Source organism: Streptomyces sp. NPDC058198, assembly GCF_042882605.1.
Lineage (GTDB): Bacteria > Actinomycetota > Actinomycetes > Streptomycetales > Streptomycetaceae > Streptomyces.
Genome location: NZ_JBHVVP010000002.1, coordinates 651139 through 676096 on the forward strand (window position 1 = coordinate 651139; position 24958 = coordinate 676096).

Annotated in this window: 23 protein-coding genes; 14 read left to right on the forward strand and 9 right to left on the reverse strand. The window is 69.1% G+C overall.

Annotated elements, in window-relative coordinates:
* Nucleotides 1-44 precede the first annotated feature (44 nt).
* Complete coding sequence (locus ACFVWW_RS11390; protein WP_384191227.1) at nt 45-695, forward strand: hypothetical protein; 651 nt, start codon at nt 45-47, stop codon at nt 693-695.
* Between the two features lie 78 nt (nt 696-773).
* Here ACFVWW_RS11390 and ACFVWW_RS11395 read toward each other — a convergent pair whose 3' ends face one another.
* Nucleotides 774-1580: an SLATT domain-containing protein gene (locus ACFVWW_RS11395; RefSeq protein WP_384332602.1), complete on the reverse strand. Its 807-nt coding sequence runs from the start codon at nt 1578-1580 to the stop codon at nt 774-776.
* A gap of 332 nt (nt 1581-1912) precedes the next feature.
* On the opposite strand from ACFVWW_RS11395, the gene ACFVWW_RS11400 reads away from it, so the two are divergent.
* The 3 genes from ACFVWW_RS11400 (at nt 1913) to ACFVWW_RS11410 (ending at nt 3595) form a co-directional block, all read left to right on the forward strand.
* The gene (locus tag ACFVWW_RS11400) at nt 1913-2248 is read left to right on the forward strand and encodes a YbaB/EbfC family nucleoid-associated protein (RefSeq protein WP_384332645.1); all 336 of its coding nucleotides are present in this window, start codon (nt 1913-1915) and stop codon (nt 2246-2248) included.
* Nucleotides 2249-2328: 80 nt separating this feature from the next.
* Nucleotides 2329-2928, forward strand: coding sequence for a recombination mediator RecR (recR, locus tag ACFVWW_RS11405; RefSeq protein ID WP_384191224.1), 600 nt, complete (start codon nt 2329-2331; stop codon nt 2926-2928).
* Entirely contained in the window at nt 2921-3595 is a 675-nt protein-coding gene (locus ACFVWW_RS11410; RefSeq protein ID WP_386877306.1) for a DUF5063 domain-containing protein, read from the forward strand. Before recR ends, ACFVWW_RS11410 begins: the two co-directional genes overlap by 8 nt.
* Before the next feature lie 45 nt (nt 3596-3640).
* Here ACFVWW_RS11410 and ACFVWW_RS11415 read toward each other — a convergent pair whose 3' ends face one another.
* Complete coding sequence (locus ACFVWW_RS11415; protein WP_386877307.1) at nt 3641-4258, reverse strand: TetR/AcrR family transcriptional regulator; 618 nt, start codon at nt 4256-4258, stop codon at nt 3641-3643.
* 94 nt (nt 4259-4352) lie between these two features.
* Between ACFVWW_RS11415 and ACFVWW_RS11420 the strand changes: the two genes are divergently transcribed.
* Complete coding sequence (locus tag ACFVWW_RS11420; protein WP_384191217.1) at nt 4353-4802, forward strand: anthrone oxygenase family protein; 450 nt, start codon at nt 4353-4355, stop codon at nt 4800-4802.
* Between the two features lie 1357 nt (nt 4803-6159).
* On the opposite strand, the gene ACFVWW_RS11425 is transcribed toward ACFVWW_RS11420, so the two are convergent.
* Nucleotides 6160-6648, reverse strand: coding sequence for a MarR family winged helix-turn-helix transcriptional regulator (locus ACFVWW_RS11425; protein WP_386877308.1), 489 nt, complete (start codon nt 6646-6648; stop codon nt 6160-6162).
* A 70-nt stretch (nt 6649-6718) separates the two neighbouring features.
* Here ACFVWW_RS11425 and ACFVWW_RS11430 point away from each other — a divergent pair, with 70 nt between their 5' ends.
* Complete coding sequence (locus ACFVWW_RS11430; RefSeq protein ID WP_386877309.1) at nt 6719-7015, forward strand: CopG family transcriptional regulator; 297 nt, start codon at nt 6719-6721, stop codon at nt 7013-7015.
* Nucleotides 7016-7190: 175 nt separating this feature from the next.
* On the opposite strand, the gene ACFVWW_RS11435 is transcribed toward ACFVWW_RS11430, so the two are convergent.
* Nucleotides 7191-7595: an ATP-binding protein gene (locus tag ACFVWW_RS11435; protein ID WP_384332590.1), complete on the reverse strand. Its 405-nt coding sequence runs from the start codon at nt 7593-7595 to the stop codon at nt 7191-7193.
* 130 nt (nt 7596-7725) lie between these two features.
* Here ACFVWW_RS11435 and ACFVWW_RS11440 point away from each other — a divergent pair, with 130 nt between their 5' ends.
* The 7 genes from ACFVWW_RS11440 to ACFVWW_RS11470 all read left to right on the forward strand — a co-directional run bounded on the left by ACFVWW_RS11440 (nt 7726) and on the right by ACFVWW_RS11470 (nt 15100).
* Nucleotides 7726-8541, forward strand: coding sequence for a helix-turn-helix domain-containing protein (locus tag ACFVWW_RS11440; RefSeq protein ID WP_386877310.1), 816 nt, complete (start codon nt 7726-7728; stop codon nt 8539-8541).
* Nucleotides 8538-8783, forward strand: a complete 246-nt coding sequence (locus ACFVWW_RS11445; protein ID WP_386877311.1) for a DUF397 domain-containing protein — start codon at nt 8538-8540, stop codon at nt 8781-8783. Before ACFVWW_RS11440 ends, ACFVWW_RS11445 begins: the two co-directional genes overlap by 4 nt.
* Before the next feature lie 251 nt (nt 8784-9034).
* Nucleotides 9035-10114 carry a hypothetical protein gene (locus ACFVWW_RS11450; protein ID WP_386877312.1) on the forward strand — a complete coding sequence of 360 codons (1080 nt, stop codon included), beginning with the start codon at nt 9035-9037 and terminating at the stop codon, nt 10112-10114.
* 197 nt (nt 10115-10311) lie between these two features.
* Nucleotides 10312-11583 carry an aspartate kinase gene (locus ACFVWW_RS11455; RefSeq protein WP_384179461.1) on the forward strand — a complete coding sequence of 424 codons (1272 nt, stop codon included), beginning with the start codon at nt 10312-10314 and terminating at the stop codon, nt 11581-11583.
* A gap of 67 nt (nt 11584-11650) precedes the next feature.
* On the forward strand, nt 11651-12709 hold the full coding sequence (locus ACFVWW_RS11460) for an aspartate-semialdehyde dehydrogenase (protein ID WP_384179463.1): 1059 nt from the start codon (nt 11651-11653) through the stop codon (nt 12707-12709).
* A gap of 358 nt (nt 12710-13067) precedes the next feature.
* Nucleotides 13068-13730 (forward strand): SigE family RNA polymerase sigma factor, encoded by a 663-nt coding sequence (locus tag ACFVWW_RS11465; protein WP_384179465.1) that lies wholly within the window; start codon nt 13068-13070, stop codon nt 13728-13730.
* A complete protein-coding gene (locus ACFVWW_RS11470; RefSeq protein WP_386877313.1) occupies nt 13727-15100 on the forward strand; it encodes a hypothetical protein in 1374 nt (457 codons plus the stop codon). Before ACFVWW_RS11465 ends, ACFVWW_RS11470 begins: the two co-directional genes overlap by 4 nt.
* A gap of 62 nt (nt 15101-15162) precedes the next feature.
* Here the strand turns inward: ACFVWW_RS11470 and ACFVWW_RS11475 are convergent, their stop codons facing one another.
* From ACFVWW_RS11475 to ACFVWW_RS11485, 3 genes are all read right to left on the reverse strand, one after another.
* On the reverse strand, nt 15163-15915 hold the full coding sequence (locus ACFVWW_RS11475; RefSeq protein WP_384332581.1) for an SURF1 family protein: 753 nt from the start codon (nt 15913-15915) through the stop codon (nt 15163-15165).
* Between the two features lie 112 nt (nt 15916-16027).
* On the reverse strand, nt 16028-17902 hold the full coding sequence (locus tag ACFVWW_RS11480) for a S9 family peptidase (protein ID WP_384332578.1): 1875 nt from the start codon (nt 17900-17902) through the stop codon (nt 16028-16030).
* A 78-nt stretch (nt 17903-17980) separates the two neighbouring features.
* Entirely contained in the window at nt 17981-18604 is a 624-nt protein-coding gene (locus ACFVWW_RS11485) for a TetR/AcrR family transcriptional regulator (protein WP_386877314.1), read from the reverse strand.
* An 81-nt stretch (nt 18605-18685) separates the two neighbouring features.
* Between ACFVWW_RS11485 and ACFVWW_RS11490 the strand changes: the two genes are divergently transcribed.
* On the forward strand, nt 18686-19399 hold the full coding sequence (locus ACFVWW_RS11490; protein ID WP_386877315.1) for a hemerythrin domain-containing protein: 714 nt from the start codon (nt 18686-18688) through the stop codon (nt 19397-19399).
* A 48-nt stretch (nt 19400-19447) separates the two neighbouring features.
* Here ACFVWW_RS11490 and ACFVWW_RS11495 read toward each other — a convergent pair whose 3' ends face one another.
* Both ACFVWW_RS11495 and ACFVWW_RS11500 read right to left on the reverse strand, forming a co-directional pair.
* Nucleotides 19448-21037, reverse strand: a complete 1590-nt coding sequence (locus ACFVWW_RS11495) for a hypothetical protein (protein WP_386877316.1) — start codon at nt 21035-21037, stop codon at nt 19448-19450.
* On the reverse strand, nt 21034-24861 hold the full coding sequence (locus ACFVWW_RS11500) for an AAA domain-containing protein (RefSeq protein WP_386877317.1): 3828 nt from the start codon (nt 24859-24861) through the stop codon (nt 21034-21036). The genes ACFVWW_RS11495 and ACFVWW_RS11500 overlap by 4 nt, the downstream gene beginning before the upstream one ends.
* Between the last annotated feature and the right edge of the window lie 97 nt (nt 24862-24958).

Here is a 24958-nt window from a genome sequence, read left to right on the forward strand (position 1 = left end):
CATCGCGCGCACGCGTACGAACCCCGTTGGAGAGCGAGCCTCCCTTGGCCTGTGACCTGTGGTTGGTCCCCCTCGTCGATGTGCTGTGCCACAGCCCCGACAATCCCTTCGCCGAAGAGATCGCCGTTTATGACAAGGCGCTCGGCGACGCCGGGCTGCCGTCCGTTCCTGTCTTCGCCTATATGCCAGGCCTTTCGGGGGATGTCGCCCCGGTCGCCGGCTTCGACTACGACGCGCTCCACTTCCTGCGGCGCGTGTATCTGCTCCAGCTCTGCGGCCTGGCGGTGACGCCGGTCGGCGAACTGGGCGGTGACTACGAACAGTTGCTGGAGATGTTCGAGTCGACGGCCCAGCAGTCGCATCTGGTCTGGCACTACGACCACGCGGGCGCGTACGTCCCGGTGGACTTCGCCGCGCCCCTCTCGAACGAGGAACTCCTCGCGGGCGGTGGCCCGTTGGGCTCCACGCAGGGCCTGCTGCGTGAGCTGGAATTCGTCGCCGCGTCGATCGGCATCGACGCGGCCAACCCCCCGGCCGCCCCGACCCCGCCCGAGCGCCCCACGTCCCTGGAGGAACCGGCGACCTCGATCCCGTACGACGACAGCCCGTTCGCCAGGGAACGCCACGTCTGGCTGGGCCTGCACGCGGCGGCCACGAGGAGCCTCGGCCAGGGCTCGATGATCGTCTTCAGCTGACCGAAGCGGTCGGCAGCTGAGAAGGAAGGGGCCGGCGCGATCCGCGCCGGCCCCTTTCTGCGCAGGAGGGCTCAAGTATCAGCGCGGCTGCTCCGGCGGTCGTTGCCTGGGCATGTTCGGGCGGGAGCCCGGGGGGAGGGGGAAGCGGCCAGGGGCCGGCAGGGAACCGTCACCCCGCGCCCCGCCCATCGGCATCGACTGCATCACCAGGGGCGCCGGGCCGGAGCGGAACTCGACCATCCAGTCCGCCGTCTCCGCCCGTACCAGCTCCGTCACGTCCTCCGTGAACCTCCGCAGCACCCCGAGGCACCGCTCCGCCGCCTCGCTCGCCGTGCCCTCGGTCGGGCCGAGGACCTCCCGTACACACTCCGACGCCCAGTCGAACTGCAGCGTCTGCAATCTGCGCTGCACCGCCTGCGCCGTCGCGACCGCGCGCATCCACCCGGACGTCAGCCCGAGGTACCGGTCGCACCCCAGACACGCCGCGCCCAGCAGCAGCGAGAGATATCCCCAGCCCGCCGCGCCGGGCAGCGCCCCGGTCAGATCGAGCAGCGGCAGCGCGGCGCCCGCGGTCACCCCGAGGGCCGTGGCGACGCGCAGGACGCGCGCGACGCGCCGTTTGCGTAACCGGTCGGACAGATACCACTCGACTGTGTGCAGCGCCCCCAGCTCCACCCACTGGTACAGCTCGTCGAGCTGTTCCGCCGGCTCCCCCCAGTCCCCGAGCGGGAACGGGCCGCCGGTCAGATCGCCGTGCGGCGGGCCGCCGTCGCCGGCTCCTTCTCCGTACGTGGCGTCACCGTGCGTGGCCTCGGAGGGGGCGTCGGACGGGGTGTCCCGGTCTTCCCGGGCGGTGCCTCCGGGCTGCATCTCCGGCTGGCTCACCTGGGCGCTCCTCTGGGGTCTGCTGTGACTCTGGGTGACGGGAAGGGCTCGGTGGCCATCGCACGACGCGTGGTGACGCACGTGGTGGCACGTAGTGAGGCACGCGGCGAGGCGCATGGTGACGCGCCTGGTGACGCGCATACATTCCTACCGCCGAATGGCGGGCCGTGTGCCCGAAATCCCGGTATTTACCCCTACGCGAGGGTCTTGATCAGGTGGAGGAGCCGGGAGGCTTCACTCGAAAGAGTTGGCACCCTCGGGTGGGGCGAGGTGCTCGGTGACCACGTAGGCTCGGCTTACAGGTACATCGTCGTCGAATGCCAGGAGTGACCGTGATTCCCGGTGGTGGTCAGCCCGATATGCAGCAGCTGCTCCAGCAGGCCCAGAAGATGCAGCAGGACCTCGCACAGGCGCAGGAGGAGCTGGCGGCGACCGAGGTCGAGGGCCAGGCGGGCGGTGGGCTTGTGAAGGCCACCGTCAACGGCTCCGGCGAGCTGCGTGCCCTTGTCATCGACCCGAAGGCCGTCGACCCGGAGGACACGGAGACCCTCGCGGACCTCGTCGTCGCCGCCGTCCACGCGGCTAACGAGAACGCGCAGCAGCTCCAGCAGGAGAAGCTGGGCCCGCTCGCCCAGGGTCTCGGCGGTATGCCGGGTCTCCCCTTCTAACAGCCCGCGACACCAACTAGCGTACGTACCACGTACGGAGCGCGGCACCACAACCGCTCAGCAGCAGGGAAGGCAATCCGTTGTACGAAGGCGTGGTTCAGGACCTCATCGACGAACTGGGCAGGCTGCCCGGCGTCGGTCCCAAGAGCGCGCAGCGGATCGCCTTCCACATCCTCCAGACCGAACCGACCGACGTCCGCCGCCTCGCCCATGCCCTCCTCGAGGTCAAGGACAAGGTCCGGTTCTGCGCCGTGTGCGGCAATATCGCCCAGGAGGAGCGGTGCGGCATCTGCCGTGACGCGCGGCGCGATGTGACGGTGATCTGTGTCGTCGAGGAGCCGAAGGACATCGTCGCCATCGAGCGCACCCGCGAGTTCCGCGGGAAGTACCACGTGCTCGGCGGCGCGATCAGCCCCATCGAGGGCATGGGCCCCGACGACCTGCGGATCCGCGAGCTGCTGACCCGTCTGGCGGATGGCACGGTCACCGAACTGATCCTGGCGACCGACCCCAACCTGGAGGGCGAGGCCACTGCCACCTACCTCGCACGCATGATCAAGCCGATGGGTCTGAAGGTCACACGCCTGGCCAGCGGTCTGCCCGTGGGGGGCGACCTGGAATACGCTGACGAGGTCACGCTCGGGCGTGCCTTCGAGGGGAGACGACTTCTCGATGTCTGACGCAACGCTGCACGCCGTCAATCAGGATCCGGACGACTTCGCGGTCCAGATCGCCGACCAGATCGAAAGCTTCATCGTCGCGGTCACGGAAGTGGCGAAGGGCGACGAACCCGACAGCGCCGTACCGTTTCTGCTGCTGGAGTTCTCCCAGCTCATGCTGGCCGGCGGCCGACTGGGCGCGCACGAGGACATCCTTCCCGACGAGCGGTACGAGCCCGATCTCGGCCCGGAGCCGGATGTCGACGATCTGCGCGAGCGCTTCGCGGTGATCCTTGAGCCGATCGATGTCTACTCCGAGGTCTTCGACCCGTACGAGCCCCGCAAGGCGCCCGTCGCGTCCCGTATCTCCGACGACATCGCCGGTGTGGTCACGGACCTCCGCCACGGCCTGGCCCACTACAGCGCGGGCCGGACGACCGAGGCGCTGTGGTGGTGGCAGTTCTCGTACTTCTCCAGCTGGGGCTCCACCGCCTCAGCCACCCTCCGCGCCCTCCAGTCCCTGGTCGCGCACGTCCGCCTCGACCAGCCCCTCCCGGCCCTCGACGGCCTGGACACGGACCAGGACCTGAGCGAGGACGCGCTGGCTGAGGAGGCGGGCAAGGTAATGGTGGAGGAGATCGCGGCCCCGCTGGGCCTACGGACACAGGTGGCAAGCCCGCTCGCCTGACGACGGTGCAGGTCCGCCGGCCCCCCGTGCAGCAGCCCCCAGGGACTACTGCACGGGGGGCTGCTCCTCGGTGCCGACGAGCTCCTCGGTGCCGACGAAGCGGTTGACCAGGAGCGTGATACGGCTGGGAATCCGGTCGGCGGGAAGCCGGCCGACGCGGGTGAGGGTGATCAGGCCGTGCAGCGCGGCCCAGAAGGTCTCGACGAAGAGGCCGGGCTCCTCGTCCGGGCCCGCGTGCGCCACCAGCGGGTCCAGCAGGGCCTGGAAGGCCTCGCGCAGGGGCGCGGGGGTGGTCTCGGCGGCGAAGGGGAGGCCGTTGTCGAGGCTGAACATCGCGTCGTACAGAGCTGGGCTGCCGGTGGCGAAGTCGGTGTAGGCGTGGGCCAGCGCGGCCACAGCCGGCCGTCCGGCGGGCTGCTCGGCCACCGCCGCGCGCAGGGCAGCGGTCAGCTCGGCCATGCCCTCCAGGGCGACCGCCCCGAGGATCTCGCGCTTGCCCCGGAAGTGGCTGTAGAGGACAGGCTGGCTGTACTCGATCCGCTCGGCGAGCTTGCGCGTGGTGACCGCGTCCCAGCCCTGGGCCTCGGCGAGCTCCCGGGCCGTGGAGACGATCAGCTGATGGCGGTTGGCCCGCTCTCGTTCCTTGCGTTCCTGTGCAGACATGGCCCGATTCTAGCATCGCTAGACAAACGAGCGACGACATGTCTAGCATCGCATCAGAATCTAGCGACGCTAGAACGAGCCCTGGGGAGGGGTCATGCAGAACGCATTGGCAGTCGTCACGGTCGTCGTGGTCGGAATGATGGTGGGCGTGGAGTTCGCGGTGGCGGTGTTCGTCAACCCGATCCTGGACCGGCTCCCCGACGACAGCTGCATCGCCGCCCGCAGCGACGGGGCCCGGGTGCTCGGCCGGGTCATGCCGGTCTGGTACATCGGCTCGATGGTGCTCGGCGCGGTCTGGGCCGCCGTGGCCTGGGGAGGCGCGGGCGCCTCGCTGGTCACGGCGGCCACCGCGCTGCTGGCGGTGAGCGTGGTGATGTCGTTGCTGCTGCTGGTGCCGATCAACAACCGGGCCAAGACCTGGACCGCGGAGGGCAGGCCCGCCGACTGGAGGCAGCAGGCGGGTCGCTGGGACCGCTACCACTACGTCCGGGTGGGCGTGATCGTGCTCGCCTTCGCCCTGTTCGCGGTCGCCCTCAACCGGTGACGGTGTCGGTGCGCCAGTTTCGTTCTGCCCAACGACCCGTCAGGTACGTCTCGGGGTAAGGCGGCGCCGGACCAGGTTGGGCACCGCTTCGAGCACCGGAGTGCCGGCAGCGGCCCGTGCCGCCGGGAGCGGATCCCAGCGCGGCAGTGGAATGGGGCGGCCCGGCTCGGCTAAGCGTCGGACCGTCATCAGCTGTCTGAGCTGAGATTGCCGACTGCGGGTCAGAACCGAGAGGTACCCGGGGCGGGCCGGGTCGTTTGATGACGGGTGGGGCCGCCCCTTTCTGTGTGAGTGTCGCGGTTACGGGCCGGGCGTCAAGGGCGCTCCTCCGTCGCGTCGGCTACGCCGATTCCGCTTCGCTCCACCCTTGACCCCCGTCCCTCCACCGCAAGTGAAGGCAGTGGGGGGCGGCCGGGGGGAGGGGTTCCCCGGGAAGCCAGGATCGCGGCGGTTGTCCTTTGCCGTCCTCGGGTCTGTGGGTGGATTGCGCGGCAGTGGAATGGGGTGGCCGGGCTCGGCTTAGCGACCAGCGACCGTCCCTGGCCGAGGCACAAGCTGGTGCCTGAGCTTGGTGGGTGGTGGGGTGGGTGTGACCTGGGAGACGGAAGTGGGTTGGTAGAGGCCCCGTTTGTGCCCGAAGATCCGCTTAACGCAACCCCTGACGCATGACAGCCCTCCTGAGACCCCAAACGGCCGGGCATATGGTGGCATATCGGATGACTGAAGGAGGCTCGCCGCCCCAGTCAAATTTCCACGCACATGCGGCCCGCTCTCGCCCACCGGGCCGGGAGGTGGCGGGCGCGCAGGCGAGGTTGAGCGCGACGAGTCGGCATGACGCCCCATATGCCCATATTTGCCCGGCCTTTCGGGCCCCTCGCTGATCGGCTATGCGTCAGAGAGCGCGTTAAGCGTGTCCCCGGGCACATGCGAGCCCTCTACCGGCCCACTTCCGTCCCATACGTCACACGCACCCCACCACCCACCAAGCTCAGGCACCAGCTTGTGCCTCGGCCAGGGACGGTCGCTGGTCGCTAAGCCGAGCCCGGCCACCCCATTCCACTGCCGCGCAATCCACCCACAGACCCGAGGACGGCAAAGGACAACCGCCAAGATCCTGGCTTCCCGGGGAACCCTCCCCCCGGCCGCCCCCTCAAAGAGTCACTTGCGGTGGAGGGACGGGGGTCAAGGGTGGAGCGCAGCGGAATCGGCGTAGCCGACGCGACGCAGGAGCGCCCTTGACGCCCGGCCCGGAGCCGCGACACTCACACAGAAAGGGGCGGCCCCACCCGACACCACACAACCCGGCCCGCCTCGGGTACGCCTTGGTCCCGACCCGCAGACAACAACCCCGCAGAACCTAGGAGTCCCCGTCTTCTTCGACGTTGGCGACCATCCTGCGCAGCACCTTGAGCGCGGCCACATACTCTTCGTCGCTGATGCCCTCGTGGACCACGGCGCGCAGCTCGGTCACCAGCTCGCGCAGCCGCACCCTGGCAGCCTCCCCGGCGTCGGTGAGCTGCAGGCGCTGCCCGGCGTCGACCTGGAGCCAGCCGCGGTGGAACAGCTGGTCGATGACGCGAGCGATCTCGTGCGGCCCGTCCGCGAGGGGCGTCAGCTGGATGACGACCTCCTCGCGGCTCGGCGCCGCAGGCCCGTTCACCCGGTTGAGCACCCAGTACTGCGGCTGCGTGACGTCGATCCTGGCCATGGCGTCACGCAGATGCCGGGTGACGGCCGCGTGGGCGAGGCCACTCCAGTAGCCGACGGGCTGGGTGGCCAGCATGTCGTCGGTGGCGGCCGGATCAGCGGGCGCCTGGTCGGTGGTGGTGTCAGTCAGCGGTCTCATGATTGCGACGCTATATCCCGCCAACGCTACAACTTATATGCGCTTCTATATGGGGGGTGTGGTCCGAAGTGTGGCTGCCAAGAAGGTGACTCTCACCATTCCGGAGGATCTCCTGGAGGAGATCCGCGAGGACGTCGCGGAGCGCGGTATTTCTGCCTCCGTCACGGAAGCGCTGCGGGCGCAGCGGGGCCGTGACAAGCTCCTGGGGCTTGTGAGCTGGCTGGACGAGGAGTACGGGCCCTCCACCGAAGAGGAGCTGGCCACTGCGCGCGCCGAGCTGGACGGGCTGGACGCCGAGTTCGACCGCCGTCGTGCGGACTCCCGGCTGGGCAGGGTGGCCCGGCGGCAGCAGCGTGACCAAGGGTGACAAGCCGGCCAAGGCAAGCGAAAGCAACAGCAGTCTCAAGCGCGCGTCCGCGTCTTCGTCGCGTGCCAACAGCCCGGCGACGTCACGGTGTTCACCTCGGACCTGGACGATATGGAGAAGCTCCTCCCGCCCACGGTCCTCGTGAAAAAGGTCTGACGGCTCGCGGCGTTGAGGGTCAGTGCAGGTCGGCGTCTTCGGGTTTTAGGTCGAGTTCGAACCAGACGAACTTGCCGAACGGGCGCTCGCCCACGCCCCAGCGGGACGCGATGGCCTCTACGAGCAGCAGGCCGCGGCCGCTCTGGTCGTCCGCTGCGGGGTGGCGTAAGCGGGGGCGGCGGCGGTTGGCATCGTGGCATTCGACGCGTACGCGCTGATCGTCGGCGTCGACCTTGAGCAGGAGCGCCCCGCCGACGGGCACGCCGTGCCGAACGGCATTGGTCGCCAGTTCCGAGACGCAGAGAAGGACGTCGTCGAGCGCGTGGGCGTAGGCGCGGGCCTCGCCCAGAACGTCTCGGGTGAAGGCGCGGGCAGCGGGGACGGACGCGGCCGAGCGGTCGAACCGCATCGATGTGGTGAGCATGGTCGTGGTCACCCCTCGACCCGGTCGGGTCGGATTGCGTTGTTCATGCTCACAGGCTGGTCAGGACTGGCTACGCTCGGAAGTGACTGAGTAGATACGCGGCTTGGCGTATCAATCGGAGGTGCGAGCTGTGTCACTCCAGGACCCGCAGCCACCGGTCGCGTGGCGTTACGCCGGCGACCAGTTGAAGAGGTGGCGGACAAAGGCGGGGGTGAGCCGTGAGGAGTTGGGCACGGCGTCGAACTACGCTCCGGACACGATCAAGTCGATGGAACAGGGCGTACGGATGCCGACGCCGAAGCTGCTGGACGCGGCGGACGACTTGCTGCGGGCGGAGGGGTTACTGAGCGCCGCGAAGCAGTATTTGCGGCGGGAGCGGTTTCCCGTGCGAGCACACGACTACATGCTCCACGAGCGTGAGGCGATCAGTCTGTGGTGGTACGAACTTGCCCTGGTGCCGGGGCTTTTGCAGACAGAGGACTACGCCCGAGCCCTGATCGGCAACCACTGTCCGCCATTCGACGACGAGACAGTTGAGGAGCGCGTCACCGCTCGTATTGAGCGTCAGTCGATCTTTGCTCGCAAGCCCCCAGTGGTCTTCAGTTTTGTGCTTTTCGAGGCCGTGCTGCGCACCCCGGTAGGGGGCCTCGAAGTCCACCGACGTCAGCTGCTCCATTTGCTGGAGATGGGTCGGCTGCGCCACGTATCGCTCCAGGTCATGCCATTCGACCGCGCCATCCCTGCCGCACTCATGGGGCAGATGGTGCTGATGGAAACACGCGACCACGACCGACTCGCATACGCGGAAGGCCAACCCGCAACGGAGCTGACGCCCGATCCGGACGTGGTGAGTTCGCTGACTGAGCGTCATAGCATGATTCGCATGCAGGCCCTCAGCGTTGAGGAGTCTGCCTGTTCCATCGAGCGGATAGTGGGTGAGCTGTGAGCGATCAGCGACAGTGGTTCAAGTCCAGCTACAGCGATTCTGAGGGCGGCGCCTGCGTCGAAGTCGCCCTGTCCTGGAGCAAGTCCACGTACAGCGACGCCGAAGGTGGCAACTGCGTCGAGGTTGCCGCCTGCCCCGCCGCCGTCCACATTCGGGACTCCAAGTTCACCGCCGGTCCCGAGCTGGCCGTGCCCGCCGATGCGTGGGGCGCGTTCGTCTCGTACGCGAGCCGTCGCGCCTGAGAAACCGCAGGTCGTTCCGGAGCTCAAGCCTCGGGCTCCGGGCCTCGGGTTCCGAGCTCTTCCCAATGGAGTGGGCGGTTGAGGGAAACCAACCTCCCACCCAAGTCCCTGCCTGACTAGCGGAGATGACTTTCCGTGGTCGGCTTGCGCCACAGCGTGGTGACCGTTTAGCGTTCGCAGCATTAAGCAGCCCCGGTCGGTGCGCCAACACCGAGTCCGGGGCCTGACCGACGGATCGAAACGGATCGATCGTGGTTTCCCAAGACCTTAGTGCTGCCCTGCCCGCGCCCGCACATCCCCTGGCCAATCCCGGCTACGGCAAGCGCTGTGCGCCCGACCAATGCCCGCGCGGCAAAGCCGACTTCGCACATCTGCGCACGAGGGAAGCGGCCATCGCCGCGTACATCGATCGCCTGCCCGAGGGCACGGCGATCGGCTACAAGGCCCTCGCCGCGAACGTCGCCGACTACGGACAGCAGGCGTGCGGCAAGGCGCTGAACTTCCTCTCGGACGCCGGCCACCTGCGCCGGGTGAAGGAACACCTGGCGCTGGAGGACAGCAGCTTCCGCTGGGTGACGCGTACGTACTTCTCCCGTACGGCCAGGGACGACGACTGGTGGAAGGCGTTCGTGGGCGGCCTTCGCGGGGTCGACCTCACCGAGGCGGAAAGGCGGGCCAAGGCGGCCGCCGAGTCGAACCCCGGGCCCGCACCCGAGCCCGCCGCCGAGCCGGAACCGCAACCGGAACCGCAACCGCGACCGCAACCCGAGCCGCGGCCCGCCCCGGCGGCCCCCGCACCCTCCGACGCGTACCGCGTCCTCGCCCGTCTCGGCCGTACCGAGCCCCGTATGACGCTGTCCGCCGCCGAGTGCGCCGCGCTCGAAGGGCTGGCCGCGACGTGGCTGGCGCGTGGTGCGACGCCGGATCACCTCACCCGTTCCCTGACCGCCGGGCTGCCGCATCCGCTGCACAGTCCCGGTGCGATTGCCCGTACCCGACTGGAGAACAAGATGCCGCCCGAACCGGTCAGCGAGCCCTCGTACATCACCCGTGCCGTGACGGTCTGCATGACCTGCGACGTACCCGAGACGACAACGTTGCTGATCAGGGGCGTATGCGTCGACTGTCGCGAGGAGATGACGGCCTACGACGTGGCGGAGGAGGCCGGGGTGGTCATCGACGCGATCCCCGACACCTTCCGCGCCGTCCCCGCCCAGGTGGACGTCGCCCGCCGGGCATCAGAGGCCCGCGCCGCGGCCGGCCTGAAGGCACGGACGATCCCCCAGCCCCTACACGGCGCCCTCGGACGCACCCAGCACCCAGCGACCTGAGTCCCGCTCGTGTGACGCACCCCACGTTTCTGCGTGTCGTCAGTCATCGGGGGCATGCATTCTCACCGAGCGGGCGGCTACGTCTCCTGGTAATCATGAAGTGAGCGGGACATCTCACGATGTGGTATAGCCCAGGCATCGCGCGGCCGCTCGTTAAACTGAGCCGACAGTAGTAATGGACTGAGCGAGGAGCGCACGTGGGCCTTGTCGTGCAGAAGTACGGAGGCTCCTCCGTAGCCGATGCCGAGGGCATCAAGCGGGTCGCCAAGCGAATCGTCGATGCCAAGAAGAACGGCCACCAGGTGGTCGTCGTGGTTTCGGCGATGGGCGACACGACGGACGAGTTGATCGATCTCGCCGGACAGGTATCCCCGATCCCTGCCGGGCGTGAGTTCGACATGCTGCTGACCGCCGGAGAGCGGATCTCCATGGCCCTGCTGGCGATGGCGATCAAAAACCTGGGCCACGAGGCCCAGTCGTTCACCGGTAGCCAGGCGGGCGTCATCACCGACTCGGTCCACAACAAAGCGCGCATCATCGATGTCACGCCGGGCCGGATCCGTACCGCGCTGGACGAGGGCAATATCGCCATCGTCGCCGGTTTCCAGGGGGTGTCCCAGGACAAGAAGGACATCACTACCCTGGGGCGTGGCGGCTCGGACACCACCGCTGTCGCGCTCGCGGCCGCGCTGGAGGCCGAGGTGTGTGAGATCTACACCGATGTGGACGGTGTCTTCACCGCTGACCCGCGGGTCGTGAAGAAGGCCCAGAAGATCGACTGGATCTCCTTCGAGGACATGCTGGAGCTCGCCAGCTCCGGCTCCAAGGTGCTGCTGCACCGCTGCGTGGAGTACGCACGCCGCTACAACATTCCGATCCATGTCCGCTCGTCCTTCTCGGGGCTGCAGGGCACATGGGTCAGCAACGAGCCACAAGGGGCACGCAAGGTGGAGCAGGCCATCATCTCCGGTGTCGCCCATGACACCTCCGAGGCGAAGATCACGGTCGTCGGTGTCCCCGACAAGCCCGGTGAGGCCGCCACGATCTTCCGGGCCATCGCCGACAACCAGATCAACATCGACATGGTGGTGCAGAACGTCTCCGCCGCGTCGACCGGTCTGACCGACATCTCCTTCACGCTGCCGAAGACCGAGGGCCGCAAGGCCATAGACGCACTGGAGAAGACGAAGTCGACGATCGGGTTCGAGTCGCTGCGCTACGACGACCAGATCGCCAAGATCTCGCTGGTCGGCGCGGGTATGAAGACCAACCCGGGGGTCACGGCCAGCTTCTTCGAGGCGCTGTCGGACGCGGGCGTGAACATCGAGCTGATCTCGACCAGTGAGATCCGTATCTCGGTGGTCACCCGTTCGGACGAGGTCAACGAGGCCGTGCGCGCCGTGCACACCGCCTTCGGGCTCGACAGCGACTCCGACGAGGCCGTGGTCTACGGGGGCACGGGACGATGACCCGGGCCGGTGCGTACGCGGGCTTCGGGCGCGCGTACGCCGGGCGTAGAAGCGGAAGCAGCGCACGATGAACGGCAGGCCGACGCTCGCGGTCGTGGGTGCGACCGGGGCCGTCGGCGCCGTCATGCTCCAGATCCTGTCGCAGCACGCCGACGTCTGGGGCGAGATCCGGCTGATCGCCTCGCCCCGTACGGACGGCCGCAAGCTGTCCGTACGCGGCGAGGAGACCGAGGTCGTCGGGCTCTCCGAGGAGGCCCTCGACGGCGTGGACGTCGCGCTGTTCCTCGTACCGGACGAGGTGTCCGCCCAGTGGGCACCGATCGCCGCGGCCAAGGGCGCGGTGGTCGTGGACAATTCGGCCGCTTTCCGGATGGATCCCGATGTCCCGCTGGTCGTTCCCGAGCTGAATCCCCATGCCGTACGGGCCCGTCCGCGCGGCATTGTCGCGAGTCCGGGCTGTGCCACGCTGTCGATGATCGTCGCGGTGGGCGCGCTGCATGCCGAGTTCGGCGTGCGGGAGCTGGTGGTCTCCTCGTACCAGGCGGTCAGCGCCGCCGGCCAGGACGGCGTCAGCGCTCTGCGCGATCAGCTCTCCATGGTCGCCGGTACGGAACTGGGCACGCATCCGGGCGATGTGCGCCGCGCCGTGGGCGACACCACCGGGCCCTTCGCCGCCCCGCTGGCGCTCAACGTCGTGCCGTGGTCCGGTTCGCTCCGGGAGGGCGGCTGGTCCTCGGAGGAGATGGCGATCCGTGAGGAGACCAGGAAGATCCTGGATCTGCCCACGCTGCGGGTGACGGCGACGTGTGTCCATGTCCCCGTGATCACCACGCACTCGCTGGCCGTGCACGCGCGCTTCGAGCACGAGATCACGGTCGACCGGGCGCACGAGATCCTGGCGACCTCGCCGGGGGTGGTGCTCTTCGACAATCCGGCGATGGGTGACTTCCCGACGCCGGCGGATGTGGTGGGCACGGACCCCACCTGGGTGGGGCGCGTACGGCGCTCGCTGGACGATCCCAGGGCGCTGGAGCTGTTCGTCTGCGGCGACAACCTCCGTAAGGGCGCCGCGCTGAACACCGCGCAGATCGCCGAGGCCATCGCGGTGGAGCTGTCGAAGCGGTGACGGGCGGTGTCGTGCCCGGCCGCGCGCGGCCCTAACTCCGGGCTGTGCGGAGGCAGTCGGCGGAAAACCAGGCGCCCCCGATCCTTAAATCTTTGTAGGGTCTGTGAACGTCCTGTGATCAAGTCGAAGGTCTGTACCGCTTGAGCTGGGCGTTGTCATGTCCGACGATGTGGATCCGTCTTTCTGCGGAGGCACTGCAACCGCCGGCCGACCGGAAAGCGTCTCTGCGGTCGCCCCTGTGCGTCGCAAAAAATTGGGGCATTGGGGGAGATTCGGTACGTATGAGGGCAATTGGTGCACCGTCAAATGGGCTGGCGTGCGCGTACAACCCTGACGGGGGGAAGCGTGTCCAACAGGCGTGGCAGAGGTTCTCGACATCACAGGGATTGTCCCGGTGCGCGGCGTTGCAGTGCGCCCCCTCCGGCGACCGCGCACGGCCGGCGGCATGCCGGTGATCGCTCCCATGCCCGCTGCGCGGCCGACCCGCATCCCGTCCCAGCGCGACGGCGCTGACGACACGATGACAGCGGGTACCACCGTCGACCACCTCACCGAGACCTATCGCGCCCATTACCGGTCGCTGCTCGGTCTCGCGGCCCTTCTGCTGGACGACACCGCCTCCTGCGAGGACGTCGTCCAGGAAGCCTTCATCCGCGTGCACTCCGCGCGCAATCGCGTACGTGAGCCGGAGAAGACGCTCGCGTACCTGCGGCAGACTGTCGTGAACCTTTCCCGGTCCGCGCTGCGCCGGCGCATCCTCGGCCTCAAGCTCCTCTCGAAGCCGATGCCCGACATGGCGAGTGCCGAGGAGGGTGCGTACGACCTGCTGGAGCGGGACGCGCTGATCAAGGCGATGCGAGGGTTGCAGCGCCGGCAGCGCGAGGTGCTGGTCCTGCGCTACTTCGCGGACATGACCGAGGCGCAGGTCGCCGAGACGCTGGGGGTCTCCCTGGGCTCGGTGAAGGCGTACGGCTCGCGGGGCATCGCGGCGCTGCGCGTCGCGATGGAGGCCACGTCATGAGTGGGTGGAAGGACCGGCGTGGATTCGGCCGGGCAGAAGGCCGTGAGAACGAGCAGACCGGTCCGGACGCGCCGATGGACGACCTGACTGGAAACGGAATTGTGAAGAACGGGCCGGATAACGAGCTGAGCGGCCTCGGCGGTACGGGTGCCGGCAGCGGAAGCGGCAAGGGAAGCGACAGCGGAAGGGCGAGCGGTTCGGGCGGCGACCCGGGCGGCGACCCGGGCGGCGGCCCGAGCGGCGACCCGGGCGGTGACTGGCTGGGCGACCTGCAAGGTGACCTGCGCGGCGGCCTGAGCGGTGATCTGAGCGGGAGCTTCGGCGGCGACCTGAGCGGGAGCTTCGGCGGGGACGAGCTGGCGCTGCGCCGGATGCTGCACAACGCCGTGCAGGACTTGGAGCCGGCCGACGGCGTACTCGACCATCTGCGCAAGGCGGTGCCGACCCGGCGGGCCAGAAAGCGGCAGGCGATCGTCGGGATGGCGGCCGCGGCGCTCCTGTTCGGCACGGCGGTCCCCGCCTTCGTCCATGTCGCCAACTCCGGCGGTCTGTCCGACGGGAACCCCGTCAACGCCGGTCATGGCCAGCAGCAGGGCGGCAAGGGCGGCGGCGGCAAGGGCGGCGACGGCACCGAGCAGGACTCGGGCCTGCCGTCCGACAAGGTGTCCGCCGACGAGGGCGACCCCGGTAAGACCGGCGAGCCCGGTGCGGACGCGTCGGGGTCGCCGAACGGTGTCCCGGGCGGCACGGCCAGCCCTGGTGACACCTACACCGCCTCGTCGCCCACCTGCGACGCGAGCCAGCTGCAGGTCACCACGGCCGAGGCGGGTTCACCCGGCTCCGACGGCAAGGTGTACGGCACCTTCCGCGTCGCCAATGTCTCGGGCGCCGACTGCTCGGTCAACGGCAGCGGTTCGATCAACTTCCAGGCGGCGGGCGCGGCCGACGCCACCAAGATCAGCGTCGTGGCGCACACGGCGGGTGACGCGGCGAGCGGGCTGCCCGATCCGTCGCTGGAGACCAACGCGGTGGTCCTGGGGCCGAACAGTGCGTACGAGGTGCAGTTCGCCTGGGTGCCGACGGACAGCTGTCCGTCGGTGGGCCCCTCGCCCGACCCCACGGCCACCGACGACGGCTCGTCGGGTGTGAGCGGCGGCGGGTCCGGCCCGGATGCGGGCGCGGGCTCCGGCTCGGGCTCCGGCTCCGGCGCGTCGAACGCGGAAACCCAGCTCGTGAATGACGGAGGCACGGCCGACGGCAGCGTCTCGGTGTCGCACACGGCGGAGCCGGGCGCGCCGAACGCACAGGCCACGATCCCCAACGCCTGCGCGGGAACGATCTACCGGACGGGCGTCCTCAGCGCGTCGTAGCGAGGCGCTGTAGCGGGGCGGGGCGGGGGCCGAAGGTGCCCGCCCCAGGGTATGGACCGGGCCTAGGCGGCGGTCTCCAGTCCCAGTGCCCGGTCCTTGACCGCTTCGGCCTCGCGCCGGTACAGCCGGAACCACATGAAGACCACGAAGCCGGCGAAGACGAACCACTCACCGGTGTAACCGAGGTTCTGGAACGCCTTGAGGTCGAGCCCGGTGTTCTGCGGCGCGGCCGCGGGCACGGCGCGCAGCCCGTCCGACGCCTCGCTGACGGTGATCCAGGCGTCGTACACCCCGTACGGCACGAGGTTGACCAGCGACGCCGCGCTGATCATGCCCAGCTGCCCCTGCGGCAGCCCGCCGCCCGCCCGCACCCCGTCGGACCCGGTGGACTCGGACGCCTGAAGGGATCCGGTCACGGTGACCTCGCCCGTGGGCGGCGCGGGTACCTTCTTGCCGGGGGCCAGCCATCCGCGCACCACCGGCAGCGCCTGGCCGCCGTCGGTACGCAGCATGGTCAGGACATACGAGCCGTTCTTGCCGTCCAGCTCCCGGTCGGGCACCAGAAACTGATCGCCGTACCGGCCGCTCGCCGTCGCGTGCCGCCCGGATGTCTCCTGATCGACCGGGAGCAGGGTCTCCACCGCCACCGCGGCCCGCTTCCCCGGATCCGGCCGCTCCTCGGCGGCCTTGTGCGAGTCGACACGGTCCTCGAAGCGCCCGAGCTGCCACGTCCCCATCAAGATGCAAAAGGGAATCGCCAGCACGACGAAGACATTGATCCCCCACCAGCGTGGAGTCACCAGGAACCGGTACACCCCTCCACGGTACGGAACGCGGCCCCGCGACTCGGCCGCGGGGCCCCGGCCCGCCCCTCCTCCCTCAGCTGCCGCCCTGGGTCAGACGCCCGGTCTGACCCAGGTGCCTCGTTCAGCCCAGGTGTCTCGTCGCGAAGTCCAGCTCCAGCCGGACCTGCTTGATGCGCTCCTCCACCACCAGCGAGCCGTGGCCCGCGTCGTACCTGTACACCTCGTGCGTCGCGCCCCGGGCCGTCAGGCGCTCCACGTAGTTCTCCACCTGGCGGATCGGGCAACGGGGGTCGTTCACACCGGCCGAGATATAGACCGGGGCCCGCACCGCGTCGACGTACGTCAGGGGGGACGACGCCTCGAAGCGCTCGGGCACCTCCTCCGGTGTGCCGCCCAGCAGGGTGCGGTCCATCGCCTTGAGGGCTTCCATCTCGTCGTGGTACGCCGTCACGTAGTCGGCGACCGGCACCGCCGCGAGCCCCAGGGCCCAGGCCTCCGGCTGGGTGCCGAGGCCGAGCAGGGTCAGATAGCCGCCCCAGGACCCGCCCGCGAGGACCAGCTTCGCCGGGTCGGCCAGCCCGGAGGTCACCGCCCACTCGCGGACCGCCGCGATGTCCTCCAGCTCGATCAGCCCGACCCGGTGCTTGAGCGCGTCCGTCCACTCCCGTCCGTACCCGGTGGAGCCGCGGTAGTTGACCCGTACGACCGCGTACCCGTGGTCGACCCACGCGGCAGGGCCCGCCGCGAACGCGTCGCTGTCGTGCCACGTCGGCCCGCCGTGGATCTCGAAGACCGTCGGGAACGGGCCTTCACCCGCGGGCCGCTGCACCAGCGCGTGGACACGGCCGCCCGGGCCCTCGACCCACGCGTCCTCCACCGGCACCGAGGCGGGCGCCTTCGGCCCCGGCGGGTCGAGCACCACCCGGCCGGCCGTGGAACGCACCACCGGCGGCCGCGCGGCCGACGACCACAGATACTCCACGCTCCCGTCCGGCCTGGCCGTCGCCCCCGATACCGTCCCGGCCGGGGTGTCCACCGCGATCAGCGCGCCCTTGGCGAAGTCGTACCGCCAGAGCTCGCTACGGGCCTCGAAGCTGTGAGCGACCAGCAGCCCCGAGCCGTCCGGATACCACTCGGCGTTGACATCACCGGGCAGCTCGATCGCGAGATCGGTTTCCTTGCCGGTCAGCGGATCCCAGATCATCGGCTCCCAACGGCCCCGCCGCTGATGGCCGATGAGCAGCCGGCTGTCCCCGTCCACCGGCGCGAAGCCCAGCACCTCAAGGCCCAGCTCGCGCGTGCCGCCCTCGGTGTCGTCCAGGTTGGCCACCAACGAGCCGTCCAGCCGCAGCACCCGGACCGCCGAGTGCATCGCGTCCCCGTGCTCGGTGTGCTCGATGGCGAGCAGCTCGCCGTCGTACGACAGATCTCCGACGCCGGCCGACTCCCGGTGCCGGTAGATCTCGACGGGCGCCTCCCCCGGCCGTACGACATGGACCGTCGATCCGTCGTCGTCGGTCGACCGCCCGACGACCGCCGTGCCGTCCCGCCCGAGCGCGAGCCCGGCCGGATAGGAGGGATCGAGCCCCGGCGCCGCGGGCTCGTCGAGGCCGGGGGCACCGGCGCCGTCCCGTCCGCCCTGCTGGTCCGGACCGCCCTGCTGGTCCGGTCCGGCGGGCTTGTCCGCTCCAGGGGTGAACGGCTGCCGCATCCAGACCCCGAATTCGTCCCCGTCCGTGTCCGAGAACCACCAGATCCACTCGCCGTCGAGCGAGAGCACCCCGTCCGTCGTCCCGTTCGGCCGGTCGGTCGCCTGGCGCTGCTCGCCGGTCGCGCGATCCCACGCGTACAGCTCGTACGTCCCTGTCGCGTTGGACACGAACAGCGCCCGGTCGGGCGCGTCCTCCGCCCAGTCGGGCAGCGAAACCCGCGGCGCCCGGAAGCGCTTCTCCCACTCCGGCATGGAGTCCGGCGTCGAACCGGTGATCTCAGTCATGACCCCATTCTGCGCCCGGCCCCTGACATTCCGTCGGCGTCCCCCTCAGCCTGTGGACAACTCCGGAAGCTCGGTCCGCTATCGGTCCTCGATCAGCATCTTCGTGGCCATGGAGGCAAGCTCCGCCTCGGCCTGGTCCCAGCTCCAGCCGCAGTCGTCGATAAGAGTGCGCCACGCGCCCAGGCCGAAGCAGAACCACAGCACATCCGCGCACCGGTCGACGGTCGTGCCGGGCCTGAGTGCGTCGAGATTGTCCAGATGTGCTGCGATTTCGCGCAGGGCGGAGTTATACAAGGCAGTGCCCTCGTCCCAGAGTGCTTCCGCAGCCTCATGGACGGGTAGAGCACTGTAGAGGATGGCAATGGACTCGCGGTGTTCCTCGTTGTCGAGGCGCGTGCGGTGTGCCAGCAAGGCGATGGCGTCGACGGCGTCCGTCGTGCGCCGTACCTGTTTCACGGTCTCCTGAGCGCCCGAGTTCTTGACGGCTCGGTGCACGGTCTCCCGCAGGATTTCCAGCCTGCCGCCGGCGCTCACATAGACCGTCTTGACCGCGGTCCCGGCCTCGCGGGCGATATCGGCGACGGTCACTCGCGCGTAGCCGCGCTTCAGGAAGAGCCGTCGCGCAGCGTCCATGATGTCGCGCCGGGTCGCTGCCGCAGTGAGGGCGCGGCGCGGGGAGTGGTATGGCCGGACACCGGACATAAGGGCATTTTATGACAGACATTGGGCGCAGTAAACTTGATTTCGTTGCTCATGGTATTACCCGAATTCGAGGGATAGATGATGACTGCTTCACCCACGCTTCGGGCCGAGGGTGCACGCATGTACGAGGAGTTGCTGGCCGTTCACACGGTCATGCGCCGGGGCGCCGCCCTGGTCTGCGAGTCGTTCGCGCGCCTGGTCGACGGTGAGCCCGTCGACGCCAGGGCGCTGGTGGCCACGTCCCGCTGGCTGATCGAGTTCGTTCACCGCCATCACGCGGGTGAGGACGTGCTCTTCTGGCCGGTGCTGCGCGACCTGTTTCCCGACTCGGTCGCTGAAATCGACGAGCTGACCATCGAGCATCAGGCACTCGACGCCGAGTTGCACGCTCTGGCCAGGGCGCTCGATGCGATAGCCACCCCGGAGGGCGTGGGGCCGCACCCCGCGTCCCTGGTGATCGTCGGCCAGGCGGCCCTGTACGGGCTGCCGTCGGCGCAGCGGGTCCAGGCCATCCTGATCAAGCAGTTCGACGAGGAGGAGCCGGTGCTGCTGGAGCTGTTCCCGCGCGTGCCGGACCGCGACATCCTGCGGCTGCGGAAGTCGATCGTCCAGGGAGTCACGCGTACGAGCCCCCACCTGGTGCTCGGCCTCCTGGAGGACCCGGACCGCACGCCGGCGTACGCGGAGATGGTGAGCCACTTCCCCGCGGCCCTGCGCTGGACGAGGCCGGTGCTGCTGGCGCGCTACCGCTCCATCAAGAAGGCACTCGGAGTCTCCACGCCCACACGCCTCTGACCCCCCCCCACATCTCCCGCCCCGCCCCCGCCCGGCCCCCGCGCTCCCTCAGTCCGCGCCCGCCGTTGCCTCGGTGATCGGGTCGGAGCGGCCCGCCCACGACGGCCCGCGCAGATGTACGGCCACGGCTCCGCGCACCACAGGCCCGCCGTTTTCCACCGCCTGGGTCCGGTACGCGCGCACGATCAAACCGTCGACCTGATCCGCCGCCGACTCCAGAAGGGCGCAGTCGGCATCCAGGACGACCAGCGCCGTATCCGGGCTACCGGCCCCGGGAAGTGCGGGGGCGGGCCGCGGAACCCCGGACGACTGGATGCTCTCCTCCCACCCCGATGCCAGGCGCCGCCACCGGTCGACCGCGGCGGAGAAGTCCTCGCCGGCCGTCTCCGCCCACCATCCGGCGGCAGCCCGCGCGATCTGCGCGACCACGAAGGCGTCGGAGACGACCAGCGCGGGAAGAGCCCGGCCGGGTCCGGTATCCGCGTGCATCAGCGGAGCGCCACCCAGGACCGCCGTCGCCGTGCCGGCGCCGCCGTCGGCTCGGCGGTCCGCGACCACGATCTGGCTGACCGTGCCGGCCGGGCGGGCGTTGAACCGCAGGGAGCGGACCGAGCCGGCCGCGCTCTGGGAGGCGATTCGCTTCAGTTCGGCGACCCCGTCGCCGTCCGCGTTCGCCTCGCCCCACAGCACATCGACCCGCACGCCGCGGCTGAGCGCGCCCTTCAGTTGAGGCTCCCAGGATTTCACCGAGACCGCGTCGATCGCGGAGACCATGAGGAGCACAGACGTCTCCGCGTCCTCGATGGTCCGCCGCGCCACCGACCGGAACTCCGCCTCACCGGGGACGAGGAGGGCGCTTCCGGGAAGCAGCGGTACAGCCGCCATGCGGTCGGCCCGGGACGTCACAGCCCTGGCCCCGGGGCGGCGGGTGATCAGCCGGCCGATCTCCTCCTCCGTGAACTGCCGCATCTCCTCCTCCCGTTCCCGCGCCGCCCCGAGCAGGACCTCGGTGAGCAGCGGTTCCCAGGTACGGGGGAGGCCGGTCACCGTGCGGGACTCGAGGTCCACGTGCACGGGCACGAACTCGCTGGCCTTGGTGTGCATGCGGGGTTCCCCGACCCAGCGGATCCATTCGCCCGCCCTGTGCGGCAGTAACCCCTGGGCCTGACCGATGGACAGGCTGTTACGCGGGTTGCGCACGGCCAAGGTCGACCGCTCCAGATCGGCGGGGCTCATTTTGAGATCCTTGAGCTCCCTGAGTGTCCGCACGTTCAGTCCGGACTGTGTCTCCCGCTCCAGGAGTCCGCCCACGCGCTCCATATAGAGGCTGGTGTGCACCTTGTGGACGACGGTGGCCTGCGGCCTCTTGCCCGTACTCAGCGTCTGCCTGCCCTGTTCCGTGATGGCGAGGCCCTCGCCCAGGTTCATGGCCGCCCAGCCCGCCCGGACCAGGGTGACCACACTTTCGATCAGCAGCCGGTCGTGCACCCGGAAGGTCTCGCGCAGCTGTGCGAGAGTCACGGGCTGCGCGGCCTCCGCGATCATGCGGCAGACCAGCTCCTCCAGCCGCGAATAGGGCCGTCCCGCTCCCACCTCGTACGTGACACGGAACCGGCTCACCGGCAGAAGCAGGATCATCGCGCACCTCCGTGGCGGCGGCTGCCGAGGACTTCCCGTACGGTCGGCTCGCGGTAGGTGGTGAGATCGGCGGGCAGCCGCAGTATCCGCCCCGCCTTTTCCCAGGCGTCGAGCATGGTCAACACCTTCTTCCAGTGCCAGAGCTCCTTCTCGGGCCGCTCCAGATCGACCAGTTCGGTGTGGTGCTGGAAGAAGTCCCAGGACCCGACGAGCACGAGCAGTCGCTCCGCTCTCGACAGCAGCACGTTCAGCCGCGGGGCGTCCTGGAGAAAGCCCATGCCCTGACCGCGCAGATGGCCGGGCGCCTGGTTGTTGCGTACCAGACTGACCGCGATGATGTCCGACTGGTCGCCCTGGAACGAATCCACCGTGAACGCTCCGGAGCGGGGCCGCTGATCGGCCCGCTGCCGTGCTCGCTCCGCGAATCGGATGCCCGTCGGGAGCCGGCAGGTGGAGAGGTTCCGCTCCAGATAGCCGACCTGCTGACTGTAGGGAGACAGCACGGTCAGTTTCAGATCCCCGTGTCCCGCGGCCGGGTCGATCCGCAACTGCTCGACGAAGCGGAACAACGCGTGCGCTTCGGCCGGGTTGATGTACCGCGGCACCTGCTTCCCGCTCGTGGGCGCCCCCCATTCGCCGGCTTTCTCGCCGGCCGTGCTCCACGGGGTGTCGATCCAGACGATGGCCTTGCCGCGGATGTCTTCGGGCGACACGAAGGGATGGGTGAGACGCGCCGGGATCTCCGCGAGCGGCGACTCCGTCCGGGTGGAGTTGGTGAGGTTGCCGCCGTAGTAGGCCTCGGAGATCAGCGTGCCGATGTCCGGGTGCATCCGGTGCTGCACCGCGAGCATGCCGGCCATGGAGCCCTGCTCCGACCTGTCGGCGACACCCTCGGGATCCCGCTGCGACATCCCGGTCAGCACGAGCTCGTTCTCGCTGCGTCCCCCCAGCGCGTAACCGCAGTTCTCGAAGATCCTCTCGAACACCTTGAGCCAGTGCTTGGAGTAGTCGATGAACTCCTTGCGCTCGCTCTCGTCCCAGTCCCGCCACATTCGTATGAAGTCCCGGTCCAGCAGCCGCGCGGCTCCGTCGGGGAGCGAGTCGAGCGCTTCGACGACCTGGTCGAGACTGTTGACCGCGTCGAGGTAGTCCTTGTCGCGGTACGGCGGAAGCTGCTTCTGGTCACCGATCAGGAGCCACCGGTGACCCGCCTGGAGCGGCAGGGCCAGATCGAAGCCGTGCACCTTCCCGGACTCCTCGACGATCGACCAGTCGAAGCTCAACTCGGAGGAGAGCCCCTCCAGCTCGCCGGCGCTGGTGGTGCAGAACGTCAGATTGGCCCCGCGCTTGACCAGCTGCCGGAAGTCCGGAAGAAGGGCCCCCTGGTCCAGGGACGTCCGCTCCGCGTTCATCACACGGCACGCGTCGAGCCAGGCATCCTGGAGGTCACTGCGCGCCGGCTGTGACTCCAGCCGGCCCATCGCGCTGCCGAGGATCTGGGCGACGACCTCGTCGACCGACCCTTCCTGGTGCGCGTTCCCCTCGGCGGACCTCCGCCCCAGCCGGACCGCGAGCGGCCTGCGGTCCTCGGGAACGCCGTTGAACGCCTCTTCCTTGACCTTGGACCACAGCACGTCGACCGCGCCGTGCGCCTGAGCCGTGATCAGGATCTGTGCCACCGGGTCCTCGGCGAGGATCTGCCGCAGCAGCCAGGCGACCATGGTGGTCTTCCCCGTACCCGGCGGGCCCTGGAGCGCGTAGATCGGACGGACGCGCAGCACGTCCTGGATGACGGCCCGTTTGGAACCGTCGACCTTCTTGGGGTCGAGGTGGACCGGCAGATCGACCTTCCCCGTATCCATGTAGACCTCGCCGGGATTGGCCAGACTGCGCAGCAGGTAGGTGTGACTCCGCAGCCTGTCGATCGCCTCCTTGCGCCGCCTGATCAGCTTGATCTGCCCGTCCATGCCGTGGCTGCGCAGGATGCCGTGGTCGGGCGCCGTGGTGACCCGCGCCGCCACGTCCGTCCGGGTCAGCCTGGCCTGCCGGCGGGCGACGTCCACCTGGGTCACCGACCAGGTGGAGGCGAGCTCCTCCGGCGGCGAGCTCAGCGACTCCTGCCCCAGGCCGGTCAGTACGACGAGTCCGGCGTCGGTCTTGAGGGAGTTCTCCCGCTCCCGCTGGAGGAACTCCACCAGCCCGCCGTCGACCCGCAGGAAGCCGAGCACCTCCCGTTCGCGCTCCAGCTCCTCGATGGTGATCTCTTCCTTGCCCCCGTCGGTGCCGGTGCGCTCCACCACCCGATAGGCGAACAGCTCGGCGTCCCTGAAGAGCAGTTCGATCTGGTTCGTTACGCGTACGAAGGCGCAGAACTTCTCCAGCTCCGCGCGCTGCTCCGCGGCCTTGTCGACCTTGGGCAGCCGGCGCTCCCAGCTGGAGGCGTTCTGGAGGAGGGTGGGCTCGGTCCTGCGGAGGTTCTGAAGGATGTTCAGGACGGTGATGCTGCCGGTCGGGAACGTGGTGATGGCATCGTCCGACGCCCCGCGCAGTTCGCCCGTACCCATGACCTTGGCGTGCCGCCAGGTCGGTTCCGTCTCGCCCGCACCGCGGTCCCGGTACTGGCCGATGCGTAACTGGAGCTGGTCGCCGAGCAACAGGAGGAACTGCTGATTGCGCACCGGATACAGCCGCGCGCCCTGGCTGTTGAGGTCCTGCTGTACGAAGCCGGTCAGCGCGGCCACATGCCTGTTGTCGCGCGGGTTGAACATCGTGGTGGGGCCGAGTTCGAGCGTCTTACGGAGCCCCGCGGCCATCGCCGCCTCGACCACCTGGGTGTTCTTCGGGTCGATCATGAGGACATACCGGTCGTCCCATTCGCTGGGCACCGAGGACCGGCTGAGCCTGCTCACGATGTCCTCGATGCCCGCCGCGATGTCCTCGTGGCGCGTCATCCGTTCGAGAGGGGATTCGGCCACCAGCCGCAGCAGGAATTCCCTTTCGATATCGGTCAGCAGATTCTTCGATTTCTCGATCTTGTTGAGGACCTGTCGATAGCGCGCCTGCGGAGTGGGGGAGTTGTTGCCCAAGTGTTCAATGGGGAGCAGGCAGCGCGCGGCCAGGATGCCGAATCCGAACCAGTCCCCGTCCGGTCCGAATACCTGATGGGGACCGCCCGTGGTCTCCGGCGGAGTCCCCCAGTGCGCGGAGATCGGGCGAACGGAGCCCGACCCGACCCGCATGCTCCATTCGAATCCGCCAAGACGCAGTGATTCCGCTCCTTGGGACGGGTCCAGGAAGACACTCTCCGCAGCCACTCCCGTGTGCAGCACCTGCTGCTCGTGGAGGAGATGGAGGCCGTCCGCCAGACCCTTGAGGCCGTTCCACAGAGTGCGCCGCGACTCCGCGTTCTCGTTGGTGAGCCAGTGATAGGAACTGCGACGCTCTGCCAGCTCGACGGCCAGACAGGAGTAGCCCGGCGCCTCCAGAGCCATCACCAGCAGTCCGGCCTCCTTGTCCACGCCGGCCTCTCTGAGCACCATCAGGGACCGCTCGGCCCCCGGTGAACTGCACGCCCGGTACAGCGTCCGCAGCTCGGCGTCCCAGAGGGCCCGGTTCATGTCCGAGGCGTCGGGGTCGTCCTTGCTGTGCGGCCAGACCTTCAGCAGATACTCCTGCTGATACTCCCCGAGCGCCAGCCAGGTCTGCGCGCCCCCCAGTTCCCTGTCCTCGCTTTGTTCCCTGTCTTCGCTTTCGCGATCCCGGAAAGCGCGTTCGATTAGCTCGTAGCGCTTTTGGAGAACCCGGTCACCCCTGCTGAGATTCAATCCAACTCCCCCCGATGTACTCGGATGTCCAGACTGACCACGCCGCCGGCTCACGTAAAGGGGGAGGGAAGCTGAATTCGACTGGTCCGGGCAGGGC